The sequence below is a fragment of the Streptomyces sp. NPDC000348 genome (assembly GCF_042898795.1).
GTDB lineage: Bacteria > Actinomycetota > Actinomycetes > Streptomycetales > Streptomycetaceae > Streptomyces.
Window position 1 is genome coordinate 137,554 of sequence record NZ_JBIAZD010000014.1, and the last position, 13,248, is coordinate 150,801.

Sequence of the window (13,248 nt, forward strand, 5' to 3'; positions counted from 1 at the left end):
GCACCACGAAAGGGACGCGGGGAACCCGCGCGCGTCACGCCGGGGCCGGTGCGCCCACCCACTCCAGCGCCCGCACCGGCCGCACCTCCCCGACCGGCCGCCCGCCCCCGAGCAGCGCCTCTCCCCCGAACTCCGCGAGCAGCGACGGATCCACCCCCGCCCGCGCGAGCGCCCCCGCGGCCACGGGAACACGCGCCCGCCCCGCCCCGTCGGCGATCTTCACGGCGACCGCGCGCCCGTCCGGCAGCGCGGCGACCTGCACGCCCTCGAATCCGTCCTTGGCGAGCAGCCCGGGAACCGCCCGCATCAGCGCGGCCACGTCCCGCCCGGACCCGGAGGCCATCTCCGCGTGCTCGCGCATCGCGTCGGCGACGCGCGCCTCCGGCGTGCCCGGCGCGGCGGTGGTGATCCGCGCGGCGGCACGGGCGAGACCGCGCAGGGAGACGGCGAACAGGGGCGCGCCGCAGCCGTCGACGGTGACCGTGGCGACGCGCTGCCCGGTGAGGTCCTCGACGATCTCGGCGATCGCCTGCTGGAGGGGGTGGGCGGGATCGAGGTAGTCGTCGAGGGACCAGCCGTTCAGTCTGGCCGTGTACAGCATGGCGGCGTGCTTGCCGGAGCAGTTCTGGGCGAGCCGGGACGGCGGGCGGCCCTCGCGCACCCAGGTGTCCCGGACGACCGGGTCGAACGGCAGGTCGGGAACGTTGCGGAGGTCGTCCTCCGTCAGCCCGGCGAGTTCGAGGACGCGCCGGACGCCGGTGAGGTGGCGTTCCTCGCCGGAGTGGCTGGCCGCGGCGAGCGACAGCAGTTCGCCGTCGAGCGGGAGCCCCGCGCGGACCATCGCCACCGCCTGGACCGGCTTGAGCGCGGAGCGCGGATAGCAGGCGGCCTCGACGTCGCCGAGCCGGAAGCCGACCTCGCCGTCGGGGCCGAGGACGACGACGGAGCCGTAGTGGACGCCTTCGACGACTCCGCCGCGCACCAGGTGGGCGACGGGGGCGTGGAGGGGTTCGCGGATCGGGGGTGCGTCCGCGGGGAGACCGTTGTACATCACACTGCCTGGGGGGAGTCGGGGGCCGGCGTGCGCGCGGAGCGCACGAGGGCGGTGAGGGTCGTCTCGACGCGGTCGAGGTGCTGGGTCATGGCGTCGACCGCGTCGCGCTCGGAGCCGTCGGTGAGCGCCTCGACGATCGCCCGGTGCTCGTGGTCGGACTGTTCGCGGCGGCCGCCGAGTTCGTTGAGGAAGGCGGACTGGCGGGCCAGCGCGTCCCGGATCTCCTCGATGACCCGGCGGAACACCGGGTTCTGGGCGGCCTCGGCCACGGTGAGGTGGAAGAGGGTGTCCATGGCGACCCACGCCGTGGTGTCGGTCTCCCGCTCCATCCGGTCCAGCAGACGGGTCAGCCGGTCCAGGTCCTCCGGGGTGCGGCGCCTGGCGGCGTACCCGGCGACCGGGATCTCTATGTGCCGGCGCACCTCGAGGAGGTCGCTGGCCGCGTAGTCGCCGAAGGTGGGGTCCTCGACGGCGTCGGCGACGACGAAGGTGCCCCTGCCGGTCCTGGACACGGTCAGGCCCATGGTCTGCAGGGCCCGGAGCGCCTCGCGCAGTACGGGCCGGGAGACCTCCAGGGTGCGGCACAGCTCCGCCTCGGAGGGCAGCTTGTCGCCGATCGCGTACGTGCCGCGCTCGATGGCGTCGCGGAGGTGGGAGAGCACCGCTTCCATCGCGCTCACGCGCCGCGGACCCGCACCACCTGTCTGGCTGTCTGACAGGTTCACGGTGCCGATGGTGCGGGTGAGGCACGGGCGCTGTCAAGCGGAGGGAGGGCCGCTAGCCCCACACCGCGTCGGCCAGGGCCGCGCCCGTGACGGCCGCTCCCAGGCCGGCGGCCACGCTCGCCGCCACGTTCAGCGCGGCGTAGCCGCGGGCGCCGGTCTCGGCCAGCCGGAGGGTCTCGTAGGAGAAGGTGGAGTAGGTGGTCAGGGCGCCGCATAGGCCCGTTCCGAGGAGGAGCTGGAGGCGGGAGTCCGCCGCGCCCGCGGCCGCCGCGCCGGTGAGCAGGCCGAGGACCAGACTGCCGGTGACGTTGACCGTGAAGGTTCCCCAGGGGAACACCGAGTCGTGCCGGGACTGCACCGCGCGGTCGGTGAGATAGCGCAGCGGGGCGCCGGCCATGGCGCCCAGCACCACGTACAGCCAGTTCACCGCGGCCCCTCGCGGCGCACGTGCCGGACGGCCTCGCAGCGGTCGAGGAGGACCAGGCCCTCGGTGACGAGCGTGTCGAGTTCCGGCAGGAAGGCCCGTACGCGCTCCTCGGTGTCGACCACGACGACCGCCACCGGGAGGTCCTCGCTCAGGGACAGCAGCCGGGAGGTGTGGACGAGGGACGAGGCGCCGAAGCCCTCGATGCCGCGGAAGACGCTCGCCCCCGCGAGTCCGGCCGCACGGGCCCGGTGGACGATCTCCGAGTAGAGGGGCCGGTGGTGCCAGGTGTCGTTCTCGCCGACGTACACGGTCAGCCGGAGGACGGTGCCGGTCGGCCGGGTCATGGCTGCCTCCTGGTCAGAACGCGGCGGGTCGCCGAGGCGGCCGTCCACACGGCGGCGAGCGCCGCGAGCGGGGTCACCGCGAGGTACACGAGTCCGGCGCCCGGCCTGCCGCCGTCGAGCAGGGCGCGGACGTCGACGGCGTACGTCGAGAAGGTGGTGAAACCGCCGAGGACGCCGGTGCCGAAGAAGGGACGGACGAGGGGGTGGGCGGCGCGGACCTCGGTGACGACCACCATGAACACCCCGATGACGGCGCAGCCGGCGGCATTGACCCAGAGGATCGTCCAGGGGAACCCGTGCGCCGGTGCCGGCCACCACAGGGACGCCGCGTACCGGGCCGCGGCCCCCGCTCCCCCGCCGACGGCGACCGCGGCGACGACGGGGGCCTGGGCACGGAGGGCGGGGCGGGCCCGGAGGGCCTCGGTTTCCGGGGCTGTCACCGTCGTACGTCTCCCACTCGCTCCGGATCAGCGTAACGCCCCGGGACGCGGCGGGTCACCTCGCGCCGTGGGTGCTACCAGCCCTTGTCGAACAGTTGCGTCACCTCGGCGATCCGCGCTTCGTCACGCCGGTGGCGCACACGGCCGGTGGCGCACACGGCCGGCGGAGCAACCGGTGCGCAGCAGGCCGGGGGCCGTGAGCAGCCGCGGGTGGGTGAGGGCGGCCGGGTGGGGCAGACCGAGCCGTGCGGCGACGGTCTCCGCGGTCAGGCCGCCGGCCGGCGCGTCCTGTTCCCGCAGCAGCGTCAGGACGCGCAGCCGTGTCCCGTCGACGGGAGTCCTCGGCATCTCGTGCACCTCCGCGCCGGGCCTCGCGCTCCGGAGCCCTTCCACTCTGCCGTGGGCAAAGGCTCCGTGTCCCGGTCCGACGGCACCTTGTCCGGGACCCAACGGGCCTGCGGAAAAAGGCCGTTCGGCCCCGCCCCGGTGTGCGGGGCGGGGCCGGCGGGCTCACCGGTGGCGGAACCAGGCCGTCGCGGGCAGCGCGCGGTCGTCGTAGCCGAACAGCGCCTGGTTCTCCCAGCCGTTGCCGGAGGACGGGTCGGCGGGGTCCCAGCCGTTGCCGTCTCGGGCGGTCCAGGTGGCCTCCCAGTAGAAGACGCCGAGGCCGCGGCCGTTCGGGACGGCCTCCACGATGCTCGCCACGTCGTTCATCCAGCGGGTCTGGCCGCTGGTGGAGGCCGGGTAGCCGGGGACGAGTTCACCGTCGAGGTCGATGATGTTCTCGAGGCCGTCGTCGCTGTCGAGACGGAAGGGGTAGGCCGTCTCGGCGACGAAGACGGGCTTTCCGTAGCGGCCGGCCGCGTCGTCCAGGGTCGTCTGGAAGTCGTGCAGCGTGCCGTGCCAGTAGCCGTAGTACGACAGGCCGATGGCGTCGAACCTCACGCCGTGGGAGACCGCGTTGTCGAACCACCAGCGGGTGCCGTCGAGGTCACCGCCCTCGGCGAGGTGCAGCGCGGCGACCGTGGACGGGCTGACCGCCTTGACCGCGTCGTAGCCGGAGTTGAGCAGTCCGGCGAGCTGGGCCCAGTTGTCGGTGGAGCCCTCGTTCCACAGCATGCCGCCGTTGATCTCGTTGCCGACCTGCACCATGTCGGCGGTGGTGCCCTGTTTCTGGAGGGCGTCGAGCACGTCGTACGTGTGGTCGTAGACGTCCTTCTTCAGCTGCCCGTAGCCGTGTCCGGCCCAGGCGGCGGGCTTGTTCTGCTTGCCCGGGTCGGCCCAGGCGTCCGAGTAGTGGAAGTCGACCAGCAGCTTCATGCCCTGCGCCTTGATCCGCTTGGCCAGGGCCAGGACGTGCGCCTTGTCGTTGTAGCCGTCGGCCGGGTTCACCCAGACCTTCAGGCGGGCGTAGTTCATGCCGGCGGACCTCAGGATCGCGACCGGGTCGCCGGCGGTGCCGGACGCGGTCCGGTAGACGCCGCCCCTGGCCTCGCTCTTGGGCAGGGAGGAGATGTCGGCGCCCTTGACCGGCAGGCCCGCGGTGCCCCGGGCGAAGGTCAGGTCGTCGACGTTGATCCAGTCGCCGGCGTGTCCGTCGCTGGTGACGCTGATCGTGCACCGGCTGTTCGTCACCCGGACCGGCACGACGATCCGTATCCAGCCGGAGTCGGACACCGGCAGGTCGGTGCGCTGCTCGGCGCCGCCGCAGTTCTTCAGGGCGAGGTACGCGGCGTTCTGGCCGCCGCCGGAGCGGACCCAGGCGGTGAGCCTGTAGTCGCCGTTGGCCAGACCGGACAGGTACTGGTACGTCTCGACCTTGTAGGCCGAGGACGACCAGTGGGACAGGCGGTGACCGCCGCCCCGGCCGCCGGACTCCGTGTACGAGGCGGCCGTGTCGCCGTACTCGGACCAGCCGGCCGGGGTGGCGGCGCCGGAACCGCCGGTCTCGAAGCCGCCGTTGGCGAGGGTGCTCGCGGCGGTCGCGGTCTGGGCGGGCAGGGCGGTGAGGGCGAGCCCGGCCACGAGCGGCGGCAGCAGGGCCCGGAGCGTGCGTCTGGGATGGAACATGGTCGTTCGTCGTCCCTTCGACGTGGGGAGGGGGGATGCCCCGTGCCCGGAGGGCGGGGGCGGCAGCCCCCTCCGCCCGCGGCCTGTGCGCTCACGCGGGCGGAGGGGAGTCGCGGCTCAGCCGTCGAGCCGTACGACCCGGACGGCTCCGGCCGGGACCGCGAGGCGGCCCGCGGCGCGTTCACCGGTCAGCAGCTCGGTGCCGGGGGTGTCCAGCGGCACCTTGGCGTCGGCGGCGGTGTGGTTGATGGCGAACAGGAAGGTGCCCGACTCGCCCGCGCGGCACACCACTTCGACGTCGCGGGGCAGGCCGGTGCGCGGGGTGATCGGGGTGTCCTCGACGACCCGGCCGAGCAGGGCGGCGAGGCCCTCGGCGCCGAGCCGGGTGGAGACGTACCAGGCGGTGCCCCCGCCGAGGCGGTGCCGGGTGACGGCCGGGCGCCCCCCGGTCGGGCCGTCGGCGTACGTCCACACCGTCTCGGCGCCCCGCGGCACCACGAACTCCGTCCACACGTCGGCGCCGAGTTCGGAGCCGTCGGGGCCGGTCAGCCGTACCCGCTCGCCCTGGAGCAGGGGGGAGAACTCCTCGACGGTCAGGCCGAGGACGTCGCGCAGGGCGCCCGGGTAGGGGCCGTCGTGCACGGCGTCGTGTTCGTCGACGATGCCGGAGAAGTAGGACACCACGAGGGTGCCGCCGTCCTCGACGTACTCCCTGAGGTTCCTCCCCGCCGTCTCCGTCATCAGGTACAGGGCCGGTACGACGACGAGGGGGTACCTCGACAGGTCGGCTTCGGGGTGGGCGAAGTCGACGGTGAGGTGGTGGTCGTAGAGGGCCTCGTAGTAGGCGTCGGCGCGTTCGCGGGCGTCGTGGTCCTCGCTGGGACGCCAGTCGAGGTTCTGCGCCCACCAGGACTGCCAGTCCCACAGGACGGCGACGTCGGCCTCGGTGCGGGTGCCCCGGATCGAGGTCAACGAGTCCATTGCCGCGCCGAGTTCGGTCACCTCGCGGAAGACGCGGGTCTCCGTGCCGCCGTGCGGCAGCATCGCGGAGTGGAACTTCTCGGCGCCGCGCCGGGACTGGCGCCACTGGAAGAACATCGCGCCCTCGGAGCCGCGGGCCACGTGCGCGAGGGAGTTGCGGGCCATCTGGCCGGGGGCCTTGGCGGGGTTGCGGGGCTGCCAGTTGACGCCCGAGGTGGAGTGTTCGAGCAGCAGCCAGGGGGCGCCGCCGGCGACGGAGCGGGTGAGGTCGGCGGCCATGGCGAGGTTGACGTGGGTGCGGCGGCCGTCGGTGATCAGATAGTGGTCGTTGGTGACGAGGTCCGCCTCGCGGCCCCAGGCCCAGTAGTCGACGGAGTCGCACTGGCTGAGGGCGGTCATGAAGTTGGTGGTGACCGGGACGCCGGGGGCGAGGCGGTGCAGGATGTCCCGCTCGGCCGTGAAGTTCTCGCGCATGGTGGCGTCGGCGAACCGGCGGTAGTCCAGTGCCTGGGCCGGATTGCCGACCGTCGGGGTCCGGCGCGGCGGCTCGATCTCGTCGAGGCCGGCGTAGCGCTGGCCCCAGAACGCGGTCCCCCAGGCCTCGTTGACGGCGTCGACCGTGCCGTACTCCCGCTCCAGCCAGCGGCGGAAGTGGGCGGCGCAGGAGTCGCAGTAGCAGGCGGAGACGGGGACGCCGTACTCGTTGTGGACGTGCCACATGGCGAGGGCGGGGTGGTCGCCGTAGCGCTCGGCGAGCTTCGTGGTGATGCCGGCGGCGGCTCTGCGGTAGTCGGCGTTGCTGTGGCAGATGGCGCCGCGGGAGCCGAACTCCAGGCGCACGCCGTCCTCGGTGACGGGCAGCGCGTCGGGGTGGGCGCGGTAGAACCACGCGGGCGGCACCACGGTGGGCGTACCGAGGTCGACGCGGATGCCGCCCGCGTGCAGCAGGTCCAGGTTGCGGTCGAGCCAGCCGAAGTCGTAGACGCCGGGCGAGGGTTCCAGCAGGGCCCAGGAGAAGATCCCGACGCTCACCATGGTGACGCCGGCCTCCCGCATCAGCCGGACGTCCTCGTCCCAGACGCTTTCCGGCCACTGCTCGGGGTTGTAGTCCCCGCCGAAGGCGAGCCCGGTGAGGCCCCTGGGGGTGGTCTCCGGCATGGATTCTCTCCCGATGTGTCGATCTTTTGGGAACGTGCACACACATTTTTGGCGGTGCGAGGCCAACATAACCGCACAGCAACAACCATTGACAAGTGTCCGGGATGTTTCTCTACTGTGAACGCTCACAGAAGCAGCGCGAGCGAGCCGAAGGGGCGCGCCGGTGTCGAGGGCGCGAGCGCGCGGAGGCCCGAAGGGTCGAGCACGGTCGTGTCTTCGACACCGGCTGCAGTGCCCCGGAGGCGAGCCGCGCAGAGAGTGCAGCAGGCCTTCGCACCAGGCGGGGGCCCAGGTCAGGGGAGAGTTCCATGCCGTACACGAAGCGCCGTCGCCTCGTGAGTTCCGCCGTCGCCGTCGCGCTCGGCGCCACCGCACTCGCCGCCTGCGGCTCGTCGTCCGACGACGGCGAGGCGCAGTCGGGCCCGGTCTCACTGACGTACTGGACCTGGGCCCCCGGCATGGACAAGGTCGTGGACCTGTGGAACGAGGGGCCGGGCAAGAAGGAGCGGATCACCGTCACGGTGAAGAAGCAGGCGTCCGGCGACACACTGGTCACCAAGATCCTCACCGCGCACAAGGCCGGCAAGGCGCCCGACCTGGTGCAGGCCGAGTACCAGGCGCTGCCCACGCTGGTCAGCAACGACGCGCTCGCCGACATCGCGGACGGCGTGGAGGACGCGAAGGGCGAGTTCGCCGAGGGCGTCTGGCAGCAGACCACGCTCGGCACGGACGCCGTCTACGCGGTCCCGCAGGACATCGGGCCGATGATGTTCTACTACCGCGAGGACCTGTTCAAGGAGTACGGGCTCTCCGTCCCGGCCACCTGGGAGGAGTTCGCCGAGACCGCCCGCAAGCTGAAGAAGGCGGCCCCCGACAAGGACCTGACCACCTTCTCCGCCAACGACTCCGGCCTGTTCGCGGGCCTCGCCCAGCAGGCCGGCGCCCAGTGGTGGACCACCTCCGGCGACAAGTGGAAGGTCGGCATCGACGACGCCGCGACCAGGAAGGTCGCCGAGTTCTGGGGCGGCCTGGTGAAGGAGGGCGCCGTCGACAACCAGCCGATGTACACCCCGGCCTGGAACAAGGCGCTCAACACCGGCAAGCAGATCGCGTGGGTGAGCGCGGTGTGGGCGCCGGGCACGCTGACCACGGCCGCGCCCGACACCAAGGGCAAGTGGGCGATGGCCCCGCTCCCCCAGTGGAACGAGGGCGAGAGCCGCACCGGCAGCTGGGGCGGCTCCTCCACCGCCGTGACCACGGACTCCGGGAACAAGGAGGCCGCCGCGAAGTTCGCCGCCTGGCTGAACACCGACGCCGACGCGCTGAACGCGCTGGCGAAGGAGAGCGGCATCTACCCGGCCTCCACCTCGGCCCAGCTCAGCGGTGCCTTCGCCGGCCCGCCGGAGTACTTCTCCAACCAGCCCGACTTCTACGAGAAGGCCGCCGAGATCGCGAAGACCACCGCGCCGTCCGCCTGGGGACCGAACGTCAACGTCGCCTACACGACGTTCAAGGACGCCTTCGGCGCCGCCGCGAAGAACAAGTCGGACTTCACCGCCGCCCTGGACGCCATGCAGCGGGACACGGTCGCCGACCTGAAGAAGCAGGGCTTCGGGGTCGCGGAGTGAGCTCCCCGGCCCGTCGGACGTCGTACGGGGCCGAGGGGGCCCCGTACGACCACCCGTCTCCCCCCGCCGCCCTCAGACGAGCGCGGAGCGCCCCCTACTTCTTCCTGATCCCCGCGGCCCTCCTGTTCGCCCTGTTCTTCGCGCTGCCCATCGGGTACGCCGTCTGGCTCAGCTTCCGCAAGGTGCAGGTGTCCGGCCTCGGGCTGGGGGCCGGCGCCCGCGAGGAGGTCTGGGCCGGTCCGGAGAACTACGCCGACGCCCTGTCCGACAGCGAGCTGCTCGGCGGCGCGCTGCGCGTGCTCGGTTACGGCTGCATCGTGGTGCCGGTCATGCTGGGTCTCGCCCTGCTGTTCGCGCTGATGCTCGACTCCGAGAAGGTGCGGCTCGCCCCCTTCACCCGGCTCGCGATCTTCCTGCCGTACGCCATTCCCGGTGTGGTGGCGGCCCTGCTGTGGGGCTTCCTGTACCTGCCGGACGTGAGCCCGTTCCACTTCGTGCTCGACCGGCTCGGTCTGCCGCAGCCGGACCTGCTGGACGGCGGGCCGCTGTACCTGGCGCTGTCGAACATCGCGGTCTGGGGCGGCACCGGCTTCAACATGATCGTCATCTACACCGCGCTGCGGGCCATCCCCGCCGAGGTGTACGAGGCGGCCAGGCTGGACGGCGCCACGCCGCTGCAGATCGCGCTGCGGATCAAGATCCCGATGGTGGCGCCCTCGCTGGTGCTGACCTTCTTCTTCTCGATCATCGCCACGCTCCAGGTGTTCAGCGAGCCGACCACCCTCAAGCCGCTCACCAATTCCGTTTCCACCACCTGGAGTCCGCTGATGAAGGTGTACCAGGACGCCTTCGGCAACGGCGACCTCCATGCGGCCGCCGCCCAGGCGACCCTCATCGCGCTCGCCACCCTGGTGCTGTCCTTCGGCTTCCTGCGGGCGACGAACCGACGCAACGAGCAGGAGGCGGCCCGATGAGCTCTCTGGCCCTGCCCAAGGCCGAGCCCGCGGCCGGCACCGCCCGCGGCCCGGCGCGCCCCCGCCGGACCGCGCTGGTCCCGACCGTGACGCTGCTGCTCGGCGCGCTGTACTGCCTGCTGCCGGTCGCCTGGGTGGTCATCGCGTCCACCAAGTCCGGCTCGGAGCTGTTCTCCACCTTCACCTTCTGGCCGGGCACCGGCTTCGCCGGGAACCTCTCCGACCTCAGCGCCTACCGCGACGGCGTCTACTGGCGGTGGATGGGCAACTCCGCCCTGTACGCCGGGCTGGGCGCGCTGCTGTCGACGTGCGTGTCGGCGTTCAGCGGCTACGCGCTGGCGGTCTACCGCTTCCGGGGCCGCGAGACGCTGTTCAACGTGCTGCTCGCCGGTGTGCTGATGCCGCCGGTGATCCTCGCCATCCCCCAGTACCTGCTGCTGGCGAAGGTGGACCTCACCGACTCCCACCTGTCCGTGCTGCTGCCGCAGATCCTCTCCCCGTACGGCGTCTACCTCGCGCGGATCTACGCCGCGGCCGCGGTGCCGGCGGATGTGGTGGAGGCCGGGCGGATGGACGGCGCGGGCGAGTGGCGGATCTTCTCCCGGGTCGCGCTGCCGATGATGGCGCCCGGCCTGGTGACGGTCTTCCTGTTCCAGTTCGTGGCGGTCTGGAACAACTTCCTGCTGCCGTACATCATGCTCAGCGACGACGAAAAGTTCCCGATCACCCTCGGTCTGCACACCCTGCTCGAACAGGGCGCCAACACCCCGGCGCTGTACACCCTGGTGATCACGGGCGCGTTCCTCGCCGTGTTCCCGCTGGTCGCGCTGTTCCTGGTCGTCCAGCGGTTCTGGAGCCTGGATCTGCTCTCCGGAGCCGTAAAGTCATGACCATGGGCAACACGGGGGGCAGGCGCAAGCCGCCGACGATCCACGACGTGGCGCGCGAGGCCGGTGTCTCGCGCGGCACCGTCTCACGGGTGCTCAACGGCGGCCACTACGTCAGCCCCGCCGCGGCGGAGGCGGTGAACGCCGCGATCCGCAGGACGGGGTACGTCGTCAACCGGCACGCCCGCTCGCTGATCACCGGGCGGTCCGACTCGGTGGGTTTCCTGCTCACGGAGCCCCAGGAGCGGTTCTTCGAGGACCCCAACTTCAACGTGCTGCTGCGCGGTTGCACGCAGGCGCTGGCCGCGCACGACGTCCCGCTGCTGCTGATGCTGGCCGGCACGGACGACGAGCGGCGGCGCATCACGCGGTACATCACCGCCGGGCACGTCGACGGGGTGCTGCTGGTGTCCAGCCACTCGGGCGACCCGGTGGCGGAGGAACTGCGGGCGGCGGGCGTGCCGCTGGTCGCGTGCGGCAAGCCGATCGGGCTGGGCTCGAAGGTCGGTTACGTGGCCGCCGACGACCGGGACGGCGCGCGGGACATGGTGCGGCACCTGCTGGCGCTGGGCCGGCGCCGGATCGGCGTGGTGACCGGTCCGCTCGACACCCCGGGCGGTGTGGAGCGCCTCGCCGGTTACCGGGAGGTGCTCGCCGAGGCGGGCGTCGAGGCCGACGAGCGGCTCGTCGTCTCCGGCGACTACAGCCGGGCCAGCGGTGAGGCGGGCGCCGAGCGGCTGCTGGCGCAGGCCCCGGACGTGGACGCGGTGTTCGTCGCCTCCGACCTGATGGCGCAGGGCGTGCTCACCGTGCTGCACCGGGCGGGGCGCCGGGTGCCCGAGGACGTCGCGGTCGGCGGGTTCGACGACTCCCCCGCGGCCGTCGCGGCGAGCCCGGAGCTCACCACGATCCGCCAGCCGTGGGACCGCATCAGCACCGAGATGGTGCGGGTGCTGCTGGCCCAGATCGGCGGCGAGGACCCGGCGGCGGTGATCCTGCCGACGGAGCTGGTGAAGCGGGACTCGACGTAGGCCCCGGACGGGCCGGTCGGTCAGGATCGGAGAAGCCGCGCCCCGCCTCCCCCGCCTAGCGTGGGGGAACCGGCGCGATCGGGCGCCGGTCCCGCTGCGACGAGGAGTTCCTCATGATCGACGGCCTGAAGACGATCGTCTACCCCGTCAACGAGCTCGGCCCGGCGAAGGCGCTGTTCCACGCCCTGCTCGGGGTGGAGCCGTACACGGACGAGCCGTACTACGTCGGTTTCCGGACCGGCACGCACGAGATCGGCCTGGACCCCAAGGGCCACGACAAGGGCATGACCGGCCCGGTGCCCTACTGGAGGGTGGCCGACATCCGGGAGACCCTCGCCGCCCTGCTGGAGGCGGGGGCGAAGCCCGTCCAGGACGTGCGGGACGTCGGTGGCGGCGCGCTGACCGCCTCCGTGCAGGACCAGGACGGCAACCTCCTCGGTCTGTTCCAGAACCCGCCCGCCTGACCTGCCGGAAGGGCCGTCGTCGCGCGTTCATTGAATATCGAACGAGTGTTACCGTTCGGATATGGCAGCGAAGACGGCCGGCGCGCGGCTCGAGGAACGGTGGCGTGACCTCCTCGCGGTGCACGCCCGCACCCTGGGCGAGATCGACCGCGCGCTGCACCCGTACGGCCTGGGCGCCTCCGACTTCGAGGTGCTCGACCTGCTCGCGGCCGCGACGCCCCCGGGCGGCGAGCAGTGCCGGGTGCAGAACCTGGTGGGCCGGGTCCACCTCAGTCAGAGCGCGCTGTCCCGGCTCATCGCCCGTCTGGAGAAGGACGGCCTGGTGGAGCGCAGCGTCTGCCCGGAGGACCGGCGCGGGGTGTACGTGCAGCTCACGCCGAAGGGGCGCGGGCTGCACGCCGAGGCGCTGCCGGTGCAGCGCGCCGCCCTGGCCCGCGCGCTGGGCGAGTAGCGCGGGTCCGGCCGGCTCATGGCCGGGCCAGCAGCGTGCGCACCCCCTCCGAGGTGAGCGTCAGCCGGTGCTCGGAGCTGCCGTCGATGGTGAGCGACAGGTCCTCGGCCGGCCACTGCGCGGCGAGCGCGCCGAGCGGGACGAGCCGGTAGCGGGAGACGAACGGCAGCAGCCCGGCCATCTCCAGTTCGGACGTGAACACGGGCACCACCTGGGTGCCGCCCGGCTGCTCCAGCACCGGCAGGGCGACCGCACCGGGGTCGGCGGCCTCCTCGTCGCCCGCGTCGTCCGGCACCGGGATCAGCACGTCGCTGTTGGCGAGGGCGTCCAGCGCCCTCGCGTCCTCGGTGTTCTCCGACAGGGTGTCCAGGGCCCGCTGCGCGGGCGTGGGGGCGTTGTTCTCGTGCGCGGGTGTCTCCATGGCAGATTCCCTGGTAGCGGCGGTCGTGCGGCCCGCCCGGGACGGGATCCGGCCCGGGCGCAGTCCTGCCCGCGTACCCGTTCGCGTCCCGCGCAACCCTGCGGGTCCCGGCGCGCCCGCACCCCTTCCGGCACCCCCTCCGGAGCCGACGGCCCACATGGCTATCATATGAGCACCCTCTAGCTCGAAAGAT

General features: G+C 72.6%; 15 protein-coding genes. 6 read left to right on the forward strand and 9 right to left on the reverse strand.

Annotated elements, in window-relative coordinates; all coding sequences use genetic code 11:
• Positions 1-34 precede the first annotated feature (34 nt).
• The 8 genes from ACFY3N_RS25840 to ACFY3N_RS25875 all read right to left on the reverse strand — a co-directional run bounded on the left by ACFY3N_RS25840 (position 35) and on the right by ACFY3N_RS25875 (position 7,199).
• Positions 35-1,051 (reverse strand): asparaginase, encoded by a 1,017-nt coding sequence (locus tag ACFY3N_RS25840; protein WP_390819103.1) that lies wholly within the window; start codon positions 1,049-1,051, stop codon positions 35-37.
• Entirely contained in the window at positions 1,051-1,779 is a 729-nt protein-coding gene (locus ACFY3N_RS25845) for a FadR/GntR family transcriptional regulator (protein WP_390819104.1), read from the reverse strand. Before ACFY3N_RS25845 ends, ACFY3N_RS25840 begins: the two co-directional genes overlap by 1 nt.
• Before the next feature lie 52 nt (positions 1,780-1,831).
• Positions 1,832-2,206: a fluoride efflux transporter CrcB gene (gene crcB, locus ACFY3N_RS25850; RefSeq protein WP_390819105.1), complete on the reverse strand. Its 375-nt coding sequence runs from the start codon at positions 2,204-2,206 to the stop codon at positions 1,832-1,834.
• Positions 2,203-2,550, reverse strand: coding sequence for a DUF190 domain-containing protein (locus ACFY3N_RS25855; RefSeq protein ID WP_390819106.1), 348 nt, complete (start codon positions 2,548-2,550; stop codon positions 2,203-2,205). The genes crcB (ACFY3N_RS25850) and ACFY3N_RS25855 overlap by 4 nt, the downstream gene beginning before the upstream one ends.
• Positions 2,547-2,990 (reverse strand): fluoride efflux transporter CrcB, encoded by a 444-nt coding sequence (gene crcB / locus ACFY3N_RS25860; protein ID WP_390819107.1) that lies wholly within the window; start codon positions 2,988-2,990, stop codon positions 2,547-2,549. Before crcB (ACFY3N_RS25860) ends, ACFY3N_RS25855 begins: the two co-directional genes overlap by 4 nt.
• A 123-nt stretch (positions 2,991-3,113) precedes the next feature.
• Positions 3,114-3,338 (reverse strand): ArsR family transcriptional regulator, encoded by a 225-nt coding sequence (locus tag ACFY3N_RS25865; protein WP_390819109.1) that lies wholly within the window; start codon positions 3,336-3,338, stop codon positions 3,114-3,116.
• 162 nt (positions 3,339-3,500) lie between these two features.
• On the reverse strand, positions 3,501-5,060 hold the full coding sequence (locus ACFY3N_RS25870; RefSeq protein WP_390819110.1) for an arabinogalactan endo-beta-1,4-galactanase: 1,560 nt from the start codon (positions 5,058-5,060) through the stop codon (positions 3,501-3,503).
• Positions 5,061-5,177: 117 nt separating this feature from the next.
• On the reverse strand, positions 5,178-7,199 hold the full coding sequence (locus ACFY3N_RS25875) for a beta-galactosidase (RefSeq protein ID WP_390819111.1): 2,022 nt from the start codon (positions 7,197-7,199) through the stop codon (positions 5,178-5,180).
• Between the two features lie 308 nt (positions 7,200-7,507).
• Here ACFY3N_RS25875 and ACFY3N_RS25880 point away from each other — a divergent pair, with 308 nt between their 5' ends.
• The 6 genes from ACFY3N_RS25880 to ACFY3N_RS25905 all read left to right on the forward strand — a co-directional run bounded on the left by ACFY3N_RS25880 (position 7,508) and on the right by ACFY3N_RS25905 (position 12,634).
• Positions 7,508-8,827: an ABC transporter substrate-binding protein gene (locus tag ACFY3N_RS25880; RefSeq protein ID WP_390819112.1), complete on the forward strand. Its 1,320-nt coding sequence runs from the start codon at positions 7,508-7,510 to the stop codon at positions 8,825-8,827.
• A complete protein-coding gene (locus ACFY3N_RS25885) occupies positions 8,824-9,801 on the forward strand; it encodes a carbohydrate ABC transporter permease (protein ID WP_390819113.1) in 978 nt (325 codons plus the stop codon). Before ACFY3N_RS25880 ends, ACFY3N_RS25885 begins: the two co-directional genes overlap by 4 nt.
• Positions 9,798-10,691: a carbohydrate ABC transporter permease gene (locus ACFY3N_RS25890; RefSeq protein ID WP_390819114.1), complete on the forward strand. Its 894-nt coding sequence runs from the start codon at positions 9,798-9,800 to the stop codon at positions 10,689-10,691. Before ACFY3N_RS25885 ends, ACFY3N_RS25890 begins: the two co-directional genes overlap by 4 nt.
• Entirely contained in the window at positions 10,688-11,719 is a 1,032-nt protein-coding gene (locus tag ACFY3N_RS25895; protein ID WP_390819115.1) for a LacI family DNA-binding transcriptional regulator, read from the forward strand. The genes ACFY3N_RS25890 and ACFY3N_RS25895 overlap by 4 nt, the downstream gene beginning before the upstream one ends.
• Positions 11,720-11,832: 113 nt before the next feature.
• On the forward strand, positions 11,833-12,183 hold the full coding sequence (locus ACFY3N_RS25900; RefSeq protein ID WP_390819116.1) for a VOC family protein: 351 nt from the start codon (positions 11,833-11,835) through the stop codon (positions 12,181-12,183).
• Positions 12,184-12,244: 61 nt separating this feature from the next.
• Positions 12,245-12,634 carry a MarR family winged helix-turn-helix transcriptional regulator gene (locus ACFY3N_RS25905; protein WP_390819117.1) on the forward strand — a complete coding sequence of 130 codons (390 nt, stop codon included), beginning with the start codon at positions 12,245-12,247 and terminating at the stop codon, positions 12,632-12,634.
• A gap of 16 nt (positions 12,635-12,650) precedes the next feature.
• Here the strand turns inward: ACFY3N_RS25905 and ACFY3N_RS25910 are convergent, their stop codons facing one another.
• The gene (locus tag ACFY3N_RS25910; protein ID WP_390819118.1) at positions 12,651-13,055 is read right to left on the reverse strand and encodes an SseB family protein; all 405 of its coding nucleotides are present in this window, start codon (positions 13,053-13,055) and stop codon (positions 12,651-12,653) included.
• Positions 13,056-13,248 lie beyond the last annotated feature (193 nt).